Origin of the sequence: Synechococcus sp. EJ6-Ellesmere (assembly GCF_024345875.1) — a bacterium.
Lineage (GTDB): Bacteria > Cyanobacteriota > Cyanobacteriia > PCC-6307 > Cyanobiaceae > Regnicoccus_A > Regnicoccus_A antarcticus.
This window is the reverse complement of sequence record NZ_JAGQBY010000041.1, coordinates 1-19907: the sequence shown is the minus strand read 5'-3', so window position 1 is coordinate 19907 and position 19907 is coordinate 1. Positions and strand designations below refer to the sequence as shown.

General features: G+C 62.8%; 18 protein-coding genes. 5 read left to right on the top strand and 13 right to left on the bottom strand.

The window, feature by feature from the left end; translation table 11 throughout:
- Window positions 1-130: 130 nt before the first annotated feature.
- Genes KBY78_RS06315 through KBY78_RS06290 form a run of 6 tightly spaced genes read right to left on the bottom strand, consistent with a single transcriptional unit; the run spans window position 131 to window position 5331 of the window.
- A complete protein-coding gene (locus KBY78_RS06315) occupies window positions 131-349 on the bottom strand; it encodes a hypothetical protein (protein WP_255142876.1) in 219 nt (72 codons plus the stop codon).
- 20 nt (window positions 350-369) lie between these two features.
- Complete coding sequence (locus KBY78_RS06310) at window positions 370-1071, bottom strand: hypothetical protein (RefSeq protein WP_255142875.1); 702 nt, start codon at window positions 1069-1071, stop codon at window positions 370-372.
- A gap of 51 nt (window positions 1072-1122) precedes the next feature.
- Entirely contained in the window at window positions 1123-1578 is a 456-nt protein-coding gene (locus KBY78_RS06305; RefSeq protein ID WP_255142874.1) for an ATP synthase subunit C, read from the bottom strand.
- Complete coding sequence (locus KBY78_RS06300; RefSeq protein ID WP_255142873.1) at window positions 1575-3383, bottom strand: V-type ATP synthase subunit I; 1809 nt, start codon at window positions 3381-3383, stop codon at window positions 1575-1577. Before KBY78_RS06300 ends, KBY78_RS06305 begins: the two co-directional genes overlap by 4 nt.
- Complete coding sequence (locus tag KBY78_RS06295) at window positions 3380-3985, bottom strand: V-type ATP synthase subunit D (protein ID WP_255142872.1); 606 nt, start codon at window positions 3983-3985, stop codon at window positions 3380-3382. The genes KBY78_RS06300 and KBY78_RS06295 overlap by 4 nt, the downstream gene beginning before the upstream one ends.
- A complete protein-coding gene (locus KBY78_RS06290) occupies window positions 3982-5331 on the bottom strand; it encodes a V-type ATP synthase subunit B (protein ID WP_255142871.1) in 1350 nt (449 codons plus the stop codon). The genes KBY78_RS06295 and KBY78_RS06290 overlap by 4 nt, the downstream gene beginning before the upstream one ends.
- A 512-nt stretch (window positions 5332-5843) precedes the next feature.
- Here KBY78_RS06290 and KBY78_RS06285 point away from each other — a divergent pair.
- The 3 genes from KBY78_RS06285 to KBY78_RS06275 all read left to right on the top strand — a co-directional run bounded on the left by KBY78_RS06285 (window position 5844) and on the right by KBY78_RS06275 (window position 9776).
- On the top strand, window positions 5844-6191 hold the full coding sequence (locus tag KBY78_RS06285) for a cation transporter (protein ID WP_255142870.1): 348 nt from the start codon (window positions 5844-5846) through the stop codon (window positions 6189-6191).
- Between the two features lie 531 nt (window positions 6192-6722).
- Window positions 6723-7733, top strand: a complete 1011-nt coding sequence (locus KBY78_RS06280) for a 2-hydroxyacid dehydrogenase (protein ID WP_255142869.1) — start codon at window positions 6723-6725, stop codon at window positions 7731-7733.
- An 18-nt stretch (window positions 7734-7751) separates the two neighbouring features.
- A complete protein-coding gene (locus tag KBY78_RS06275; RefSeq protein WP_255142868.1) occupies window positions 7752-9776 on the top strand; it encodes a glycogen-debranching protein in 2025 nt (674 codons plus the stop codon).
- On the opposite strand, the gene KBY78_RS06270 is transcribed toward KBY78_RS06275, so the two are convergent.
- Window positions 9761-10894, bottom strand: coding sequence for an acetate/propionate family kinase (locus KBY78_RS06270; protein WP_255142867.1), 1134 nt, complete (start codon window positions 10892-10894; stop codon window positions 9761-9763). The two genes, KBY78_RS06275 and KBY78_RS06270, sit on opposite strands and share 16 nt — an antisense overlap.
- Before the next feature lie 2 nt (window positions 10895-10896).
- Window positions 10897-13284, bottom strand: coding sequence for a phosphoketolase (locus KBY78_RS06265; RefSeq protein ID WP_255142866.1), 2388 nt, complete (start codon window positions 13282-13284; stop codon window positions 10897-10899).
- 719 nt (window positions 13285-14003) lie between these two features.
- Here KBY78_RS06265 and KBY78_RS06260 point away from each other — a divergent pair.
- Complete coding sequence (locus KBY78_RS06260) at window positions 14004-14219, top strand: hypothetical protein (RefSeq protein WP_255142865.1); 216 nt, start codon at window positions 14004-14006, stop codon at window positions 14217-14219.
- Window positions 14220-14599: 380 nt separating this feature from the next.
- On the opposite strand, the gene KBY78_RS06255 is transcribed toward KBY78_RS06260, so the two are convergent.
- On the bottom strand, window positions 14600-15241 hold the full coding sequence (locus KBY78_RS06255; protein ID WP_255142864.1) for a hypothetical protein: 642 nt from the start codon (window positions 15239-15241) through the stop codon (window positions 14600-14602).
- 384 nt (window positions 15242-15625) lie between these two features.
- Here KBY78_RS06255 and KBY78_RS06250 point away from each other — a divergent pair, with 384 nt between their 5' ends.
- Window positions 15626-16036: a hypothetical protein gene (locus KBY78_RS06250; protein ID WP_255142863.1), complete on the top strand. Its 411-nt coding sequence runs from the start codon at window positions 15626-15628 to the stop codon at window positions 16034-16036.
- A 547-nt stretch (window positions 16037-16583) separates the two neighbouring features.
- On the opposite strand, the gene KBY78_RS06245 is transcribed toward KBY78_RS06250, so the two are convergent.
- From KBY78_RS06245 to KBY78_RS06230, 4 genes are all read right to left on the bottom strand, one after another.
- Window positions 16584-17456 (bottom strand): hypothetical protein, encoded by an 873-nt coding sequence (locus KBY78_RS06245; protein ID WP_255142862.1) that lies wholly within the window; start codon window positions 17454-17456, stop codon window positions 16584-16586.
- Between the two features lie 90 nt (window positions 17457-17546).
- Window positions 17547-18641 (bottom strand): LysM domain-containing protein, encoded by a 1095-nt coding sequence (locus KBY78_RS06240; protein ID WP_255142861.1) that lies wholly within the window; start codon window positions 18639-18641, stop codon window positions 17547-17549.
- Entirely contained in the window at window positions 18641-19138 is a 498-nt protein-coding gene (locus KBY78_RS06235; protein ID WP_255142860.1) for a hypothetical protein, read from the bottom strand. Before KBY78_RS06235 ends, KBY78_RS06240 begins: the two co-directional genes overlap by 1 nt.
- The coding region (locus tag KBY78_RS06230; protein WP_255142859.1) for a DUF4055 domain-containing protein at window positions 19138-19907 on the bottom strand (770 nt) is incomplete at its 5' end. The genes KBY78_RS06235 and KBY78_RS06230, both read right to left, overlap by 1 nt.

Genomic DNA, 19907 nt, shown 5'->3' with positions numbered 1-19907 from the left:
AGGGGCCGAATCCCCATGGCTGGCCCAGCGGCGGATCCACCTCCCCCCGATGCCGGCGCCTCAGGGCCGCCAGCACGGTGCGCAGATCGAGGCGATGGCTCACCAGGTGTCACAGCAGGGGATTGGCGACCTAAGCAAAGAAGGCCCAGGTCTCCTCCAGCAGGCGGGAATCGCTGGGGCCGCCGTCCGGATCCTGGGGCCGCATCGACTGGGAGAGGATGCTGATGGCAAGGTCAAGGCTGTGACGGTCGTCGTCCTCCAGCAGGCTGAGCCGTCTCTCCAGCTTCAGCCGGGAGATCGCCGGAGAGCGGGCCTCGAACAGGCCGCCGAGGGGCGGCAGGCTGGCCATCAGGGCGGTGTACCGGGGGCTCATTTCACGACGCCCTCCAGCAGGGCTCGGAAGCGGGGCTGCAGATGCTCGAGGATGGCCTCGGCCACGGCCCTGTCGGTGAGATCCAGCACCACGTCGCGATCCTCCAGCCGCAGACGCATCCCCGCCCCGCCGTCGCGGGCCACACCGAAACTGATCCCATCCCGCAGCATGGAGCGGGAAATCAGCTGAACGAAGTGGGTGAGCACCCCCTTCTCGAGTTCCTCGGGGTTCTGGCTGAGTTCGGACAGGCCGGCCACATGGCGCGGCAGCAGCACCTCCATCTGCTCGGAGCGGTCCGCCTCCGGCCGCACCCGGCCTACCACTTCCAGGATCATCTTTTCCAGAATCTCCTGCTTCTGCTGCTCCTCCCCCACCAGCTGCCGCACTTCACCACGAAAGCGCTCCATCAGGCGGGTCTTCATCGCCAGCACCGCATCCCGCAGAGCCAGCTCCAGGGCATGACGGCCGGAGGTCTGCAGATTCTCGGCCTCCTGGCGGGCCTCCGCCAGGATCTGGTCAGCCTGCTGCCGGGCTTGGTCCACGGTGCGCTGGGCTTCCTGCCGCGCCTCGGCCACCATCTGATCGGCCTGGCTGCGGCCCGCCTCCACCCCCTGATCGCGCAGCCGGGCGATCAGCTGCTCCACCCCGGCAGCCACCTGAGCCGGGGTCTCCTGGCGACTGGATCCTGATCTGGGCATGGGTGACTCCTGCAGCGTTGGGGCCGGGGGACGAGATGAAACGGAACGGCGCTAGGTGGCCGGGATGCCGCCCGCGGCCACCAGGGCGAACACGAAGGCGAACACCGCGAAGCCCTCCACGATCGCCGCCGGGGCAAGCGCGAGGCCGAAGATCTCAGGCTTCGACTTCGAGCCCGCGATCGCCGAGGCACAGCACAGACCCTGATAGATCGCGGCCACCAGGAACGCGACCCCGGCCAGCACGCCGATGCCGAAGAGGCCTCCGGCATTCCCAGGACTGACCGGGCGGTTGAGAATGAACATCACCACGATGCCGTAGATCGACATCGAGGAGGGCAGGGCCGACAAACCGACGAAGCGTCCATAGCCACTGTTCACTTCCATCATGGCGCCGATGGCGGCCTGGCCGGCGATGGTGCAGCCGATGGCGGCTCCCATGGCCCCGAGGGCAACCGGTGCGTAGATGCCGATCCAACCAAGCACCAACAGAGAAAAGTGGTCGTTCAAGAAACAGGCTCCTTTTTAACGAAGGGTTGAAAGGGATACCCCTCCTCGGAAAGGCTCCAATTGAAGAATTCGATGAAGTTCAGGCGCAGGCCATGCACAAATCCACTGATGATTGCCAGCAACAGATTGATACCGTGACCAAGCAGCAGAATCAGAATAGCAATCGGTAGACCCAATGGTACGTCTGAGTGATAGATCTGCGCAGCAAGTTGATTGAACGTAACCGCCAGAGATGCGCTGGCCAAGCCCAAGGCAAAGAGCCTCAGGTAGCTCATCACATCGCCGAACAGCTTGGAAATGTTGGTCAGTGATCCCAGACCATCAACAAGGCGCAGGATCAGATCAGCCGGATGGGCGATCGGCCGCTCGCTGCTCAGCAGAAGAATGGTGAGCAACCCACCGGCCCCCAGCCCCACGCCCACATTCCCCGCCCAGGTCGTGCCCGCTCCGAGATAGACCACGAGCCCGGCAAGGATCACCGCCATCCAGCCGATCGGTTTCGCCCTGGCCGCCACGCCAGGGCCGCGGATGGCCACGATGCCGTTGGCGAGCAGCAGGTGAAGGCAGCCCACCACGAGCGAGACCTTCATCATCGCGTCGTAGTCATTCAGGTTCAGGAGGTTCAGCCGCGCCAGAGGCGATGCCGCCGGGGGCTCAATGCCGAAATAGCTTCCCGCCAGCACGCCATAGAGCAGCGCGAAGCTGAGCCCCACAACCGCCACGATGCGGAAATGGCGCCCCCCCGGGCTGCGCCCCATCCCCTTACAAAGCAGGCCCACCAGCACAGCCAGCACCAAGGCGTAGCCGGCATCGGCCAGGATCATGGCGAAGAAGAAGGCAAAGGAGAAAAGGACCACGATCGAAGGGTCCCAGTCGCGATAGCCGGGGGTTTCGTAGAAAGTCACCAGGTCCTGACCTCCGCTCAGGGTGACCGGATTGGAGAGGAGCGTGGGCGGTGCATCCTTCGGTTCGGGCTTCTCCGCCAGGAACGCCAGACCGTGCTGCTGGGCGAACGCATCGAGACGGGCAAGCTCGCGCCTGGGTAGCCAGCCCTGAAGCTGCAGCAGGGTGCCGTCGTCCTGGGTCATGCCACTGGCCTGGGCGCGGGCCTGGGAGTCTTCGGCGCGGGCCAGGTGCCGCGACAGCAGGAAGATCCAGCGGCTCAGGGCTTCATGGTCCGCCTCCACCTCCTCAAGGTCTGTGCGGGCTGCATCCAGGTGCCGCCGCACCACGGCGGTGGGCTCGGAGCCGACATGGGAGCGGGGCACGGGCAGGGCCTCCGGATCGGGCTCCGAAGAGGCGATCAGGGCGAAGTAGAGGTGGCGGGGGCTTGCGTAGAGAAGCTGAAAAGGCACCTCCAGGCTGGCCAGGGCCTCGCGGAACGGCTTGGCCTTCGGATGGGGCACCCGATAGAACCAGAGGCGCTGTCCGCCCAGCTGATCGAGGTCCGGCAGCGCCACATCACCCCAGGGCTCGAGCTCCCGCAGCCGGGCCTCCAGGGCCAGGAGCCGATCCTCGGCCTCCCGCTGGCGCTGCCGTGTGGCCAGGGCCTCGGCAATGAGGCGATCGAAATCGAAGTCGGCATCCACGCGGGTCTGATGGCGACGCCGCCGCACGTCGCTCAGGTAACGCAGTGCCTGCCGCGCCTCCTCGATCGGCCGGGCCGTAACGAAGGTGCCCTCTTCCGGAGGCGCCGCCAAGGGGATCAGGTGCAGACAGCCCAGCCGCTGCAGCCCATCGATCAGGTTGTCCTTGTCGGCCGAGAGGCCAACAACAGTGACGCGCGCCAAGGGAACAATGCTCATCGGCCCAGCACCTTCTCCTTCTTGCGCTTGGCGATCTTGGAGTTCACCACTCCGGCCCGCTCGGCGTCGGCGAGGTAGATCGTGATCGTCTTGATCGTGCCCCGGGTGCGGGGGATCAGCACCTTGTCAAACAGGTTGAACCGCTGGGTCACCGTGCGCTCAGCCTCCCGCAGCCGCTCAAGCCGCTGCTCAGCCACCTGGAGTTCGATCCTGGTGCTCAGAGCGTCCTTGAGACATTTCACCACCCGGTCGACCCAGAAGGGCAGGGAGAGCAGGCCGTAATCCGCCACCGCCACGCTCACCCGGTCCACCCTGGGCAGCCGGGTGCCCATCAGGTTCTCCTCCCCGACCCGCACGTCGGTGAGCCGGACGAGGCCATCAAGCAGGATCTCCTGGTGGGCCAGCATCGGGTAAACCCTGCCCACCTCCTCCTCCAGGGAGCGGAGCCGCTCCACAAGGGCCTTCACCGACTGGCTGGCCTGATCACGCTCGGCACTGAGCTGCCGCCGCTTGAGATCGAGGGAGGGAAGAACATCGCGGTAGGTCTTCAACAGGCCCTTCTGGCGCGTCAGCGAGGCCTTGGTCAGGGAAAGCCTGCTCATGGCTGCTGCGCCTGCCTGGGGAAATACTTGTCGATGAGGGGCTGCTTCATCAGCAGCTCCTCGGGCTCGAAGCATTCCGCCATCGTCTGCCAGGCCAGATCGAGAGCAGCTTCAAGGGGAAGATCCACATTGATGTCCATGAAGCGAGTACGGAACAGCTCACCGAACTTGATCAGTTTGGTATCGAACTCGGAGAGCTCAAAGGCCATGGCCTGCTTCTGCTGGGCATCCCTGGCACCGGAGTAGAGGCGAATGGTGGTGTTCATCACTTGATTGTGATCCTCCCGCGTCACCTTGCCGATCACGTTCTGCTTAAGACGTGACAGCGATCCGAAGGGATCAATCATTCCATCATGAAGGTAGAACTGGCCTTCCGTGATGTAGCCGGTGTTGTCGGGAACCGGATGGGTGACATCGTCGCCGGGCATGGTGGTGACCGTAAGCACGGTGACCGATCCACCCTGGGCGTAATCGGCGGCTTTCTCGTAGCGACGGGCCAGCTGGGAATAGAGGTTGCCGGGGTAGCCGCGGTTGGCCGGCACCTGATCCATGGCGATGCTGATCTCCTTGAGGGAATCGGCGTACGCGGTCATGTCCGTGAGCAGTACAAGCACCCGCTTGCCCTCCTCCACCGCGAAGCGTTCCGCCACCGCCAGGGCCATGTCCGGAATCAAGGTGCGCTCCACAACGGGATCGGAAGCGAGATTCACGAACATCACCGTACGCGGGAAGACGCCAGCCTCCTCGAAGGTCTTGCGGAAGGAATAGTAATCGTCGAAAATCAGCCCAAGCCCGCCGAACACCACCACATCGGCATCGGCCTGAATGCCAATCCGGGCAAGGAAGTTGTTAAAGGGTTCACCGGAAACAGAGAAGATCGGAATCTTCTGGCTTTCCACCAGGCAGTTATAGATATCGATCATCGGCACATTGGTGCGGATCATCTTTGACGCCAGGATGCGACGCATCGGATTGACCGAAGGGCCACCGATCGCCACGCGGGCATCCTCCGAAAGGCTTGGGCCGCCATCGATCGGCTCGCCCGTGCCACGGAACACCCGTCCCAGGATGTTGCCCGAATAGGTGACGGTCATCGGGTGGCCGAGGAAGCGCACCTGGGAGTCGGTGGAAACACCCTTGGTGCCCTGGAACACCTGCAGGGCCACCACCGTCTCCCGCAGCTCGATCACCTGGGCCAGGGACACCCTGCCATCCGCACCCTGCACCACCGCCAGGTCGTTGAAGCGAGGGGCTGTCTCGCCATCGTGACCACCGGGCGGCACCTCCACCCGGATGATGTCACCGACGATCTCAAGGATCTTGGAGTAGCTGATCAGAATGCTCATGTCAGAGCGGACGCCAGAGCAAGCAATGAAGAACAATAGCCTGACGCTCGATCATATATTCGAAAACCACGCATTTGAATTTATTTTAGTCTAAAAGAAATCAAGAGCGGTAGGATTTAGGGCATCTTAACGAGTTGAGACAATCTTCGGGCGGAAGGCCAAGATGCCGAAAGCCACGCGAAGCTCAGGGCCAGTGGATGCGGTCGTGCAGAACATGATGATCATGAGCTTCGTGCTGAAAAGCCAACATCAGCCCCTCAGCCCTGCGAAGATCCATCCAACCCATGGGGACGTGCCTAAGACTGCGGAGCGGGAGCACATCGCAAACGCCACCGCCTTGTTCTTCGCCGGTCGACGGGTAGCGCTTAGGCAACAGGTGGGCGCAGGAACGTGAGCAGCAGTGTCTGTTGACGTCCCGTCGTGCCAGCCAGGGGTAGGACGGGTCTGAATTGCTCGGAAAGCGCACCAGGCCGAGCATGGTGAATCAAGAATCGTGGTCTCTGCGGTTCGCAGTGGTCATCAACCTGATCATGGCCCTGACGGGGGCAATCGCCTCCTGGATCTGCAATGCCCAGGCTCTTGCTCTGGATGGCTTGCTACCAGGCTTGAATGCACTGATGATTCGCATGGCAGCACGGCTGAGAAGCCAGCCGTTGCGACGACCGGACCGCCGCTATCCTTACGGCTACTGGGCGCTGGAAAGCCCCTACACAGGGAGTCGATCACTTCTTCTGCTGGGAATTGTCGTGTTCGCCTCGCTCAGCTCGATCGACAGGATTCTCGGCCACCTCCATGGCGCCAGCGTCGCGGCGGCAGGCAAAGCCAGGTGCTGGCCATGGAAAGGCGGGCCATGCTGGTAGGGCAGCCCTCAGTGCCGGCCTGGGAATGGCCCTTGCCATCACCCCCCTTCTGCTGGGAACGCCTCTGGCGGGGATGGTGCCGGCGGGTGATGCCTGAATCGTCCTGCTGTTGTGTGGGCTGTTGGTGGTGAAACCACTGCGGAGCCTCAGGGATGCGGTGCGTGAGCTGGCTGGCGTGGCCGCCCATTCCACGGTCCGACAGGCAGTTCACACCATGACCAGGCAGGAGCTGGAATCGCAGCCCATCCGGTTGGTTGACGATGCCGTGTTCAGCTCAGGTCGGGCGGTTCTGGGAGTGCTGTACATCGATCCCAACACGGCTCTGTGGGCATTGGATAGGGATCTGCTGCGGGATCGGCAGGAGCGGACGTGTCGTCAATGCTTTGAGAATCATGCCCTCGAGCTGGTGCTGTCACTCCACGTCCACCGGATCTTCGTGCTGCCATCTCTCCGTACATGAAGGAGTCTAAGCCTGAGTGGAAAGGTAGCTAGATTGACGGCAGGATTTAAACCCCAGGTCAGGAGAAAGACGTGAGATCATCTGGTTGTTCTGCGGCAGTCTTTGACACCAAGCCCTACGACCGCATTCACTTGCCTGCTGCAGTGGGTTCAGACATTCACCTACGATTTCTGCCCTTTCGTCTGAGTGCCGAAACCGCTGCTGCTGCCAGTGGCGATCGAGCTGTCTGCGTGTTCGTCAACGATGCCGTGGACAGGGAATGCCTGCAGCAGCTTTCCGCCCAGGGCACTGAATTGCTTACCCTGCGCTGCACTGGTTTCAACAATGTGGATCTCTCCGCAGCCCGTTGTCTTGGGATCACGGTCACCCGTGTTCCCATCTACTCTCCATATGCAGTAGCGGAACATGCTGTGGCCTTGCTGCTTGCGCTGAACCGCAGAATCCACCGCGCTTTCAACCGCGTGAGAGAACTGAATTTCTCACTTCAGGGGCTGGTCGGATTTGATCTGAACAAAAAGACTGTGGGAATTGTAGGAACCGGCAAGATCGGGCGAATCGTTGCTCGCATCCTGCGTGGCTTCGGCATGGTGGTTGTGGCCTACGACCCCTACCCTGATGCAGCATGGGCAGCTCAGGAAGGGGTCACCTACGTGGATCCGCTCACCCTGGCAAGCCTCAGCGATGTGATTTCACTCCACATTCCGCTGACTCCGGAAACGCACCACATCATTCGCCGTGAAACAATCGAGTGCATGAAACCAGGTGTGATCCTGGTGAATGTGAGTCGAGGGGCACTCATCGATACAGCGGCCTTGATCGAAGCTCTGAAATCCGGCCATCTTGGAGGCGTTGCACTTGACGTCTACGAAGAGGAGGAAGGGGTGTTCTTCGAGGATCTTTCCGGCACCGTACTGCAGGACGATCTCCTGGCCCGAATGCTGACCTTTCCCAATGTGCTGATCACGGCCCATCAGGCCTTCCTCACCCATGAAGCTCTGATGGACATTGCTCGCACCACAGGGGCCAATCTTCGGGCTCTTTACACAGGAGATCCCTTCGTGGAAGGTTCTGTGCTCACTTGATCCATGCAGACTGGTTTCATGGAGGATTCCACCAAAGGGCGGAGCCACCCGATCGGCGCCACGTTGGAACACGCTGGTGCCAATTTCTGCCTCTTTTCCCGAACGGCAACGGCTGTGGAGCTTCTGTTGTTCGATGGCGTGAACGACACACGGCCGTCGCGGGTCGTCAGGCTCGATCCTCTGGCCAATCGCACCTACCACTATTGGCATGCCTTTGTGCCAGGAGTGGAGGCGGGTCAGGTGTATGGCTACCCGGTCCATGGTCCCCGGGACCCTTCACGCGGCTTGTACTTCGACGCCTCCCGGGTGTTGCTCGATCCCTATGGAAGGGCTGTGGCGATCCCGGAGGGCTCCGGAGCCATGAAAAGTGTCGTCGTCGACTCGGGAGCCTACGACTGGCAGGGTGATCAGCCTCTGCGCCATCCCTGTGCCCGCACGATCATCTATGAAATGCACGTGCGGGGATTCACCGCCCATCCAAGTTCCGGAATTCCCCAGGAGCGGCGGGGAACCTATTCAGGTCTGATTGAAAAGATTCCCTATCTGCAGGATCTCGGCATCACAGCCGTGGAGTTGTTGCCGATTTTTGCCTTCGATCGTCAGGCCGCCCCTTCAGGCCATCGGAACTACTGGGGCTACCAGCCCCTGGGATTCTTCGCACCCCATCCTGGCTACAGCCGCAGGGAAGACCCCGTGGCCGCTGTCGATGAATTCCGGGACATGGTGAAAGCCCTGCATCGTGCGGGGATTGAGGTGATCCTGGATGTGGTGTTCAACCACACGGCAGAGGGGGGGGTGGATGGGCCCACCTTCTGCTTCCGGGGCATCGACAATCCAAGTTACTATCTTTTCAAGGAAGGGGGCAGTCAATACGCGGATTATTCAGGCTGTGGAAACACCTTGAATGCCAACCACCCTGTTGTGCGGCGGATGATCGTTGACAGTCTCCGTTACTGGGTTGGGGAGATGCATGTGGACGGTTTTCGTTTTGATCTGGCCTCCATCCTCGCGCGTGATTCAGCAGGCCATGTGCTTCCCAATCCCCCCGTTCTCTGGGACATCGAATCGGATCCTCTGCTGGCGGGAACCAAGCTGATCGCTGAAGCCTGGGATGCCGCTGGGCTCTATCAGGTGGGCAGTTTCGTCGGCGACAGCTGGCGCGAGTGGAACGGGCGCTTTCGCGACGATGCCCGTGACTTCTTTCGCAGTGCACCGGGGTCCCTCGGCAGGTTCGCTGATCGCCTGATCGGCAGTCCTCAGATCTATGGACACAAGGAACGGGAAGCGGAGCAGAGCATCAATTTCGTGACCTGTCACGATGGATTCACCCTCAACGATCTGGTTTCCTACAACCACAAGCATAATGAGGCCAATGGGGAACAGAATCGCGACGGCTGCGATGACAATCGCAGCTGGAACTGTGGCGTTGAAGGACCTAGCGATGATCCAGCCGTGGAGAGCCTGCGCAGCCGGCAGATCCGGAACTTCTTCGCTGTCACCCTGCTTTCTCTGGGTATCCCAATGCTGCTGATGGGCGATGAGGTCAGACGCTCCCAGCATGGCAACAACAACACCTATGGGATGGATAATGCCGCCAACTGGTTCGACTGGACCCTGCTTGACCAGCATGCCGATCTGCATCGTTTTGTGAAACTGATGATCAGCCGTCGATTGCTACGCAACCTTCACTCAGAACAGCAACGAACCAGCCTGAATATTCTGATCCGTGATGCCACTAAGGCTTGGCATGGCAGTCGTCTCAACAACCCCGACTGGGGAGAGAACTCACACAGCATTGGTCTCACAATTCAGCTCAAACGGGAAAACACCTGGCTTCACCTGATCCTGAATGGCTATTGGAAGCCTCTTGACTTCGAGCTTCCCTTGACCGGCACAGACACTGTCACATCTTGGCGGCGCTGGTTGGACACATCGCTCGCTTCTCCAAACGATATTGTGCCTTGGGAGATGGCCCCATCACACAGAGGAAACACATACGCAGCCGCAGAACGATCGGTTGTCGTTCTTTATTCGACTGGATGAGGCATGCAACTGCGCGCGATCAGGCCCTCTTCGTCGGCCGGAATCCTCAGCAGATCCACGGGCCTGAGCCAGGCCACTGCCTCCTGCAGTTCGGCCAGCAGGGCATCGTCGTGTTCACCGATGCCTCCGGTGAGGGCGATCACATCCACACCCCCGAGGCAGGCCGCCATCGCACCGATACCGGCCAGAAGTCGGTGCCGGAACACCGCCAGAGCCAACAAGGCCCCCTCATGGCCAGCAGTGGCAGCAACCCTCAACTCCCGCATGTCGGCACTCAGACCGGAGAGGCCGAGCAGACCGCTCTCGGTCTGAAGGCCGCGCTCGAGGAGCGCCGGCGACAGGCCCTGCTCCAGCAGGTGCAGCAGCAATCCCGGATCCACGGAGCCACTGCGGGTGGCCATCACCAGGCCCTCCATCGGCGTGTAACCCATGGTGGTGTTGAGGCTGCGGCCAGCTCGGATGGCGCAGAGCGAACAGCCCGCCCCCAGATGGCAGCTGATCAGACGAAGTGGCTGAGCAGCCGTGCTTCGACGATCGACATAAGTCCGACTGACCGTTTCACTGACATGCTGATGGCTTAATCCATGGAAGCCGAATCGGCGCAGGCCCTGAGTCCGCCAGGCCTGCGGCAGGGCATAGGTGCTGGCCTCGGGTGGCAGGGTGCAGTGGAAGGCGGTGTCAAAGCAGGCCCACTGGGGAAGCTGCGGCTGCCAGTTGCCCACCCAGCCCATCACCCTCAGGGCCGGACCGTTGTGCAGCGGTGCCAGGGGCACCAGTTGCTCAAGAGCCTTGAGAGCTTCCGGGTCGAGCAGGGTGGGACCGGTGAAGCGCTCGCCGCCATGAACCACGCGGTGGGCCACCAGAAGCAAATCGACCTGAAGAGCCTCCAGCGCTGCGGGCAGCCACGCTGCAAGCACCTGCTCCAAAGCGCCGACCCCATGACTGTCCGCACCGATTGCCGCTGCGGCACCGTCGCCGTCCTTTTCGCCGGGGTGCCAGGGGCGCTGATCACGCCAGAGGCAGGTTCCATCTGGAGTGAACAGGGCAGCCTTGAGGCTGGAGCTGCCCGCATTGAGAACCAGGACCGCTAGGTGTCGTGCAGGAATCTGGCCAGCCATGCCTAGGTCGCTACCGGCAGGGTCCAACGCCAGTCGGTGACTTCCGGTGCGTCCATTCCGTAGGTATGGGCGTACTCACGGTGCCGAAGAATCGAGTCCCTCATGCGTTCCTTGAGGTGGGCGGCACGGGAGCCGAGCGACGGAACACGATCGATCACGTCCATCACCAGATTAAAGCGATCGATCTGGTTGTTCATGGCCAGCTCGAGCGGTGTGTTGATGTTGCCCTTTTCCTTGTAGCCGCGCACGTGGAAATTGGAGTGGTTCGTTCGGCGGTAAGTGAGGCGGTGAATCAGCCACGGATAGCCGTGGAAGTTGAAGATTACCGGCTTGTCGGTGGTGAAGATCGTATCGAAATCGCGATCTGTTAAGCCATGGGGATGCTCCGTTGGCTGGGTGAGGGCAAACAGCTTGACCACATTGACAACCCGGATCTTGAGTTGCGGAATCTCAAGGCGGAGGATCTCCACGGCTGCCAGGGTCTCCTTGGAGGGAATGTCGCCGGCGCAGGCCATCACCACATCAGGATCATCAGGCTCAGTTCCGCAGTCGTCGTTGCTGGCCCAGCGCACAATGCCGATGCCCTTGGCCACATGAACACGGGCTTGCTCCAGGGTGAGATATTGGAGATGCTTCTGCTTGTCTGACACGATGATGTTGCACACGTTCGGCTCCAGCAGTGCTTCTTCCGCCACCGCCAGCAGGCAGTTGGCATCAGGCGGCAGATAGACCCGAACCACTTCCCCGCTCTTGTTGCCGGCTAGGTCGATGAACCCCGGGTCCTGGTGGGTGAAACCATTGTGATCCTGCCGCCAGACGGTAGAAGAAATCAGACAGTTCCAGGCACCGATCGGGGCCCGCCATTTGGCGTGCAGGTTGCAGGATTCCAACCACTTGGCGTGCTGGTTGAACATCGAGGCGATCACATGCGCGAAAGCTTCGTAGGTGTGGAAGAAGCCATAGCGTCCCGTCAGAAGATAGCCCTCCATCATTCCAACCAGGGTGTGCTCGGAGAGCATCTCCACCACCCGTCCGCTCCGGCCCAGTTCCCCGCCGCCGGCATCCTCCGGCAGGAGGTCCTCCATCCAGACTTTCTTGCTTACCTCATAAATCGCCTGGAGGCGGTTGGAGGCGGTTTCATCCGGCCCGAACACCCGCAGCGAATCAGGGTTGCGGGCGATGGTGTCGCGCAGCAGGGCTCCGAGAACGGCCGTGTTCTCGTACTCCGTCTGACCGGGCTGCTCCACCGGCACGGCATAGGCCTCGATCGGCGCCAACCGCAGGCTGCGGCGCAGTTGGCCGCCGTTGGCATGGGGGCTTGAGCCCATGCGGCGATCGCCCCGGGGGGAAAGGGTCTGCAGATCCGAGCGGAGGATTCCGTTGGCATCGAACAACTCCTCAGGCCGGTAACTCCGCAGCCAGCTCTCGAGCATGGCCAGCTGTTCCGGATCCTTGTTCGGCGCCGCCAGGGGCACCTGGTGGGAACGCCAGAACCCTTCCAGTTTCTTGCCCTGGAATTCCTGCGGACCGGTCCAGCCCTTGGGGGAGCGAAGCACGATCATGGGCCAGGCGGGTCGCACCGCCTCACCGCTGGCGCGGCAGCTGGTGCGCACCCGCTGGATCGTCTCAATGGCCTGATCCATGGCGTCGGCCATGGCGCGATGCATGGCCATGGGCTCACTGCCCTCCACGAAGATCGGCTCCCAGCCGTATCCCCGCATCAGGCTGGCCAGCTCTTCGTGGGGGATGCGGGCCAGCAGGGTGGGGTTGGCGATCTTGTAACCGTTCAGGTGCAACACCGGCAGTACGGCGCCATCATTGATCGGGTTGAGGAACTTGTTGATGTGCCAGGAGGTGGCCAGGGGTCCGGTTTCGGCTTCGCCGTCCCCGACGCAGGCCAGGGCGATCAGGTTCGGATTGTCGAACACCGCCCCGCAGGCGTGCGACAGCACATAGCCCAGCTCACCACCTTCGTGGATCGAGCCTGGGGTTTCGGGGGTGCAGTGGGAACCGATATGGCCCGGGAAGGAAAACTGCTTGAAGAAGCGCCGCATTCCCTCGGCATCCTGTGATTTGTCGGGATAAATCTCGCTGTAGCTTCCATCGAGGTAGGTGGGCCCCAGCACCCCTGGGGCGCCGTGGCCGGGCCCGGAGAGGTAGAGCATCTCCAGATCCCGCTCGCGGATCACCCGGTTGGCGTGGGCCCAGATGAAGGCCTGGCCTGGGCTCGAACCCCAGTGGCCCAGCAGCCGGTTCTTGATGTGCTCGGGTTGGAGGGGTTGCTGCAGAAGTGGATTGTCCTGCAGGTAGATCATCCCTACCGCCAAGTAGTTGGCGGCCCGCCACCAGCGGTCGATCAGCTGGAGCTCTTCCTCGCGAACAGTATCCATCGGTGCGTCTCCCCCGGTTCAGCAAGGTGTCTCACAACAGTCTCTCACGACCCCCAGACCGTGCGGCGCACCCTGGCTGCAGTGGATGTATCAAGGTGAACCCTTGATTCGGCATCCCTTTGACAACTCACTCTTCAGTTGAGGCTACAGCTAGGATCTCAGATCAGCCGATCAACTATGCACCCCACCACTTTTAACCACTACAACGAAGACTTTCAAGGGCGCAAGTGACCCTTGAGCCTGACTACCCCCGACACATCTCAGCTGAGACGGTTACGCGACAGCCAGCAGCTGGGACTTGCGTGGCCGTGGCGGCAGGTCAAGGTGCGTGAACCATGGCTCTTTCTGCCGTCACCGCACGCCGTGGCTGGGAATGCAGGGCCCCAGATCCCGCAGTGGGATGGGTGCCCAGGTCAGCATCTGGGTTCTCGTACCACTGGCCAGGTTCTGCCCGCACCACTGGCCAAGCAATCACCACACCTCTGAAGCCGGCCGCAGGGCACGATCGCCGCCGCCTCGAATCGGCTGCAGCCGTGGCCGAACGCGGCAGCAGCAGCAGCAGCAGCAAGAACGGAGACGCTCCGGCCTGGCCCCGGTGAGGAGCACCCGAAGGCTGCGCTGGCCTGCTCGGTTCGGCAAGGGCTGACGCGAGGCGCTGCGCGCCCCCTGCCTTCCCTGCGCGGGCCGCGCTGAGCGATCGGGTTCCTCACCTCAAGGCCATGGCCTCACCCTCTGCCCCCAGCTGCGAAATCCGCCGCGTCATCGTCCACTTCTATCCCGATGGCATCAAGGGCGGCGCTCACCCCTGCGAGCAGCGCTTCTTCGGGAAGCGCGGCAAGCCGGTCAAGAAGATCCGCTTCGTGCCGGCCGAAAAGGCCTTCGCGATCGCCCGCAAGCTGCAGGGCACCCGGGGCTGCACCGTCTCGGTGATCTGAGCCCCATGGGGCCTTCGGGCCCCTTTTATCTGGTCTCTGTGCTCCCTTTGGGCCCTGGCCCGATCAACTCACCACAAGGGTCGGCGGCTGTCCTCCCGACAGAAATAGCCAGACCATCACCATCGCCGTGAACAGCACCTTGATGAGATGAGCGTTTACAGCATGATCATGTCAGCCATCTACGGTGTGTGCTCGCTGATCTCCGGGCCCGTAGAACAGAACTTTGGAAAATAGGGGATCAAGGACTGCGCGAATCAGCAGGTTGGGCCGCAACACTACAAGGAGTGCAAGGAGATGGAGCAGCGTAAGGACCTTCTGGAAGTACAATGGGCTCATTCATTTATTCATCCACTCTGCCTGATTCATCTTGCCTGGGCTGTTCACGATTGCCACAGCTTCAGACGCTCCCCCTCGTCGGCGACAATACTAAGAGCCTTCCCGGAGACGAACCAGGCGACACCGAAGGCGATCAGGGCGATGGCTTCTCCCCAGTAAACGATGCGCCAGTCGACAACGGATTCCGAAGGAAGGATGAGATTTGCAGCAGCAATCCCAACCATGCAGGCGATCATCGTGACTCCACAGGTGAGATAGATTCTCCTCCTGATACGCTTCTTGCCTCCTTTCCCAAGGAGCTTCTCCCTAAACGGGCCTAGGCAGAAGTAGGCCAGGGAGGAAAACAGCACCGTGGCACATACGAAATGCACGACCGTGGTCGGACTCGTTTCGCATGTCTTGCACGCTGTCGGGAAGACAGCGATTCCAGCAGCTGCAATGGCTGCGATCTTGCTGATGGCCGACTGCCTCTGGGTGTGACCGTTGTAGGACAGCAGAAAGGCACTGACGACAAACAGGAGTCCGACCAGCCAATCGCGTGCTTCTGTGTAATACGATGCACTGATAGAGCTAAGGCGTTCGCCAGACAGCAGACTCACGATGAACGGGAGCGAGATGGCGATCAGGCCCACCACCAGTCGATGTGTTCGATACTCAAATACTTCGTTGGGATTCGTATCACCCATGGATGAGGAGATAACAAACCCAGGATCGTAGCAATCATCATCGAAGACTTAATCCCGGTGTTTACACATTGCAAAGCGAGAAGATGCTCTTCAGGAAGCGTGTCAGGCCGGTCAAGAAGATGCGCTTCGTGCCGGCCGAAAAGGCCTTCGCGATCAGCAAGCTGCAGGGCACCCGGGGCTGCACCGTCTCGGTGATCTGAGGCCCACCGGGGCCAGCGCCCAGGGGGCATTGCGGCCCCCTTTTTCCCGACGGCTCTTGGCGACACCACCGAGGGAGGCGGCGGCCCTCTTCAGCGTGCGCGGCGGGGCAAGGGCTGCGCAAGGCGCTGACGCGCCCCTTGCCCTCCCCGCGCAGGGCTTCGGGGTCCTTTGCCTGGTTCGGCCATGGCACCCATCACGATCTATGCGTCCACGATGAGCGGCATCACCTGGAGGGCCGTCACCGGCAAGGCGGTGAGCGAGCACCTGCTGATGATCGAGATCAGCAAAGCCGGCAAACACGGGTTGCTGCTGGAAGAGTCCCGGCCGTGGGATGCCACCTGCAAGGTGTGGCGCTGCCATCGGCCCTCCGGCATCCCGAAATATCTCTGGGCGCTGCTCGAGCAGAAGCTGCGCCAGATGGAGCCGCTTGAGAAGCCAGGCCCTGCGGCGGTTCCTGTGCGCCCCCGGCTTGGGCTGTCTTCCCAGGAGGTCACCCTCTCGGGCCTCGTCCCCTTCCCGGCCTTCCTCGCCAAGGAGCTGATTGAAGCCCACCACCCTGATCTCTATCGCCGGGAGTTCGGCTTCCGGGCCTGATCACGTCCCGCCGGGGCGGCTGGCGTCAGCTGGCTGCCCATTCCACTTCTGGCCGGCGCCGGTGAATGCAGGCAAGCAGGGCAGCAATGCAATGCCGGCGAAAAGGTCAGCAAGGCTGACGGTGTCGCTGCTTCAGCGGCCCACCGCTCCACCCGCTCGCGCCTGCTCGGGGTTCCCGCGACAGCCTCGGTGGAGCATCAGACGGCGGCCAGGCGGCTCCAACCGCTCGCTCCCGCTCGGGTGTTCCGCTGAGCCCTGTGGCCGCCTCAGGCAGCCCAGTCGCTGCAGGTGGAGATCAGCCGACGTTGATGTGATCGCAGAAGTGAATTTCCAGATTTTGCGACATTTCCGAAGCGGTAGGCGCGAGTTTCTCGTATTCAGGGGTATATCCCCCCTTTTTGTTCTTCACTTGAATTGATTGAGCGTGAATTTAGGTGCCCTGCCTCGCGCGTGATTGTGCGTGGATGATTCTTTCCCTGCCGTTCGGTTGTGCTTGGTTGTCAACGATCAAGGTGCGCTCCGCCCGCATGGACGGAGCGCGGTTGGATCACCGCCGGGCACCGGCTGGTTTCTTGGCGTAGCTGGCTAGGTAAAGCTCACTGGCGCTCATGCTCTGCAGGTTGGTCGGCTGGCCGTTGCCATCGAACTCGGCGATCACCGAGGCGGGGCCGAGGCGGCCACGCTGGTTAAACAGGAAGCTAAGCACCGGATGGGTGCGCAGCGACTCGATGTGATCGGCGGCATCGAGGTTGCCGTGGTCACCGAGCAGCACATTGCCCTTGGAGTCGATCGGCTCCAGCAGGTCACGACCGGCTCCGTCCTTGGTGAGACGGAACTCACTGCCGACCTGGTGCTTGAAGATCTCAAAGAAGGAGCCGCGGTTATCCCCACCGGCGCGGCCATCGGCATCAACGAACAGCCGCTCCAGCAGGCGTTCCTTGCGCAGGTTCTGCACGTCCTGGAGCGCCTCGTCCCGTTCCTTAGCGGCCGCTTTCACCTTGCGAGCAGCGGCGGCCTCGAGCTGGAGTTCACGGCTGGCGATCTCGCGCTCCAGCTGCTCCTTCTGCCGCTCGGCCTCCTGGAGGCGTTCGTACTCGTCGGGGTTGATCTTGGAAAACTGGGCGAGCTGACGCTTGATCGTGCGCAGCTCCCGCTCCAGCTGGTTGGTCTTGCGCCGCTCCGCCTTGAGCGCATCAGTCGGCTCGGGGCGAGAGGCCGGGGCCTCCTCGCCGGGTTCATCGAGGGGCTCATCAGGATCGAGATCGTCGTCCTCATCGAGGTCGTCGTCGTCGAGCTCGTCCGGGAGGGCGGGCGTCTCCTGGTTGGGCCAGTGCTGTTGCTGCGCGTAGCTGACGAGCTGCTGCTGTTCGGCGGTCGGTTGCTGCAGGAGAAGGAGGTCCTGGAAAAGGCGTTTGGTCATCGGTCCACCCATCACGGCTGTGGTTGAAGCGAGCACCCCATCCGGGCTGCGCTCACCCCAGCTATTGCCAGCCAGTACCGGCCTGGCCGGTCACGGCGAGACGGGCGGTGGATCCGGCGTCAGGTCCACGTCCCAGAGGTCATCAGCGGCGGAAGCACCGCGCAGCGGAGGCAGGTAGATCCAGCCGCCGGCACTCAGCAGCGTGGCCGGGCGGATCAGCGGCACCTGCAGCACCTGGTCCACATCCAGCGGATCGGACGGGCGGATCGCCGGCACATCGAGCAGCACGCCAACGGGAAGCGGATCACTGCGGGGCCAGCGGTCGTAGTCCGGGTTGTAGAGCCGCAGCCAATCCACAGTCGTGTCGTACTGAACAGCCAGAGCCTTGAGCGTGTCACCTGCCGCGGTGGTGTGGCCATCGGCGCGCAGCAGCGAGGGGTTGAGCTTGCGCAAGAAATCCACGGTGGTGCCGTGGCGGGCGGCCAGCACGTTGAGCGTGTCGCCGGCCGCCGTGGTGATTGGCCCCTGCTGGGCCAGATCGGGATTCACCGCCCGCAGCGTCTGCATGGTGGTGCCGTAGCGCTCGGCGATCAGGTTCAAGCTGTCGCCGGCCTCCAGCACCAGCACGCGGTTGGGCTTGAGGGCAAAGCTGATCGCCTCCCCCAGCTCCGGCTGCACCTGCAGCCCGATGCCGCCGGGCCCATAGGCCTGGCCGATCATCAACAGGCTCGCGCCAGCCAACACAGCGCGGGGGCTGAGCGGCAGCACGCCCGGCGTTTCAAGCAGGGCGAGATCTCCCAGCCAGCACACCCCCTCGGCGGGCACCTGCACGGTGGTCGGCCGCGGTGGCCCTGTGGCTGGCGGCACCGGCAGCGGCTGGAAGGTGGCCCGCAGGCCAGGGGTCTGCCAGGCCTGCTCGGCCGCCAGCCAATCCCAGGGATTCGACTGGGGCGCGGCGGGCGGAAGCAGGGCGGCGCGGGTGAGGTAGCCCTCGCAGAGGATGTCGCCGGTGTCGATGCCGGGGCCGTTGTCGCGGCTGGAGATCAGCTTGGTTTGCTGAATCGAGCAGTCGATCACCTGACGGCAGACCGTCACCGGGTTCTTGGCGCCCGGGTGTTGCTGCTGCTGGAGCATGAGGCGCACATTGGCGACCTCCTGCAGCGCCGTGACCGGGGTGGCGCTCATCAGGAGCGGATCAAGGTGCCGGAGAACGGCGTCGGCGCCGGCGGGCACCAGGAGACCAGGCCGGGGAGGATCAGCAGCAGGTTGGCCACATGGCCGCGCCGCTGGGCGGCGGGGTTGAGGCCGTAGCTGCTGGCGGTGGGTTCGGCGTATTCCGTCGACACCTCCTCCATCAGCAGCTCGGTGGCGTACTCGATCACATCGAGCTTCTTCTTGGGCAGCTCAGCTGGGACCGGGCCAGCAGCAGCCTTGCGGGTGGTCTTGATCACGAACGGCTCCGCTGGGGTGCCGCCAGCGGCCAGGCCCGCGTCGATCACGGCGATGGCATCGAGCGAGGCTTTGGCGCCAGGGATCGCCTCGGAGTAGCTGCGCTCCAGCTGGGCCATCGCGTCATTGATGGCGCGCAGGGCAGGTGAGGTGACGGGGATCAGCAAGGCACGGCGGATCGCTTCCAGATCAGCAGGACGCCAGGCATTGGGGTTGGCAGGTGGGTCGCTCATCAGCTCAGCTCCACAGTGGGCACGGCGAACGATTCGGTGGCCGAGCCGCTGATCGGGTTGACCACACCCGGAGCGGCGGCCAGCGAGAGCTGGTGGCGCAGCTCAGCGGTGCTGATCACTCCGCGCTCATGCAGCGTCAACCACTCACCCACCGTCGGCTGGGGCCGCAGCGGCGGGGTCAGCGGCGTCACGGTCAGCGCCAGTCCGGCGCCTGGCATCAGGCTGTCGCCGGTGAGCGAGCACCAGTGCGCCAGCACGTTCTCAAACACCGAGGTCTTCTGGGTGGCGAGCGACTGGAGCAGGGCGTAGGCCTGGCCGGCGGTGAGCGAAATCTCGGTTTCACTGCGGCCGGCCCCGCGGTTCTGGGTCGGCACCAGCGCATCACGGCGCATGGTTTCATCCAGCAGGGTCAGGTAGGCGCGGTGCTCGGCGAGCGAGCGGGCGCGGATCTCCTTCCAGTTGAAGTCCGCACCTTCCGGCAGGTCCATGAAGGTGGAGGTGGAGAGCACCAGCTGCTCGGGGGCGCGGGCCTCGCCGTCCTCGCTGCGCTGGAAGCCGTACTGATCGACCAGGCCTGAGCGCACCCCCACCGGCAGAGCGCAGCGTGAGAGGAGGTCCTCGTATTCGCTCTTGAGCCGGTAGTGGGTGAGGTACTGGTTGGCCAGGCCCAGGTGGGGCAGATCGCCCTCGCCAAAGGCGGCACCATCGGCGGCGTACCAGACCACCGGCATGGTGTGCTGACGGGGCAGCAGCAGCGGCGGGCCGAGCC

Bases quoted from the DNA above. Each gene is read 5' to 3' on its own strand.
- KBY78_RS06310 (WP_255142875.1), bottom strand. From the start codon at position 1,071: ATGCCCAGATCAGGATCCAGTCGCCAGGAGACCCCGGCTCAGGTGGCT.
- KBY78_RS06260 (WP_255142865.1), top strand. From the start codon at position 14,004: ATGGCCTCACCCTCTGCCCCCAGCTGCGAAATCCGCCGCGTCATCGTC.
- KBY78_RS06240 (WP_255142861.1), bottom strand. From the start codon at position 18,641: ATGAGCGCCACCCCGGTCACGGCGCTGCAGGAGGTCGCCAATGTGCGC.
- KBY78_RS06300 (WP_255142873.1), bottom strand. From the start codon at position 3,383: ATGAGCATTGTTCCCTTGGCGCGCGTCACTGTTGTTGGCCTCTCGGCC.
- KBY78_RS06315 (WP_255142876.1), bottom strand. From the start codon at position 349: ATGGCCAGCCTGCCGCCCCTCGGCGGCCTGTTCGAGGCCCGCTCTCCG.
- KBY78_RS06245 (WP_255142862.1), bottom strand. From the start codon at position 17,456: ATGACCAAACGCCTTTTCCAGGACCTCCTTCTCCTGCAGCAACCGACC.
- KBY78_RS06275 (WP_255142868.1), top strand. From the start codon at position 7,752: ATGGAGGATTCCACCAAAGGGCGGAGCCACCCGATCGGCGCCACGTTG.
- KBY78_RS06270 (WP_255142867.1), bottom strand. From the start codon at position 10,894: ATGGCTGGCCAGATTCCTGCACGACACCTAGCGGTCCTGGTTCTCAAT.
- KBY78_RS06255 (WP_255142864.1), bottom strand. From the start codon at position 15,241: ATGGGTGATACGAATCCCAACGAAGTATTTGAGTATCGAACACATCGA.
- KBY78_RS06295 (WP_255142872.1), bottom strand. From the start codon at position 3,985: ATGAGCAGGCTTTCCCTGACCAAGGCCTCGCTGACGCGCCAGAAGGGC.
- KBY78_RS06290 (WP_255142871.1), bottom strand. From the start codon at position 5,331: ATGAGCATTCTGATCAGCTACTCCAAGATCCTTGAGATCGTCGGTGAC.
- KBY78_RS06235 (WP_255142860.1), bottom strand. From the start codon at position 19,138: ATGAGCGACCCACCTGCCAACCCCAATGCCTGGCGTCCTGCTGATCTG.
- KBY78_RS06250 (WP_255142863.1), top strand. From the start codon at position 15,626: ATGGCACCCATCACGATCTATGCGTCCACGATGAGCGGCATCACCTGG.
- KBY78_RS06265 (WP_255142866.1), bottom strand. From the start codon at position 13,284: ATGGATACTGTTCGCGAGGAAGAGCTCCAGCTGATCGACCGCTGGTGG.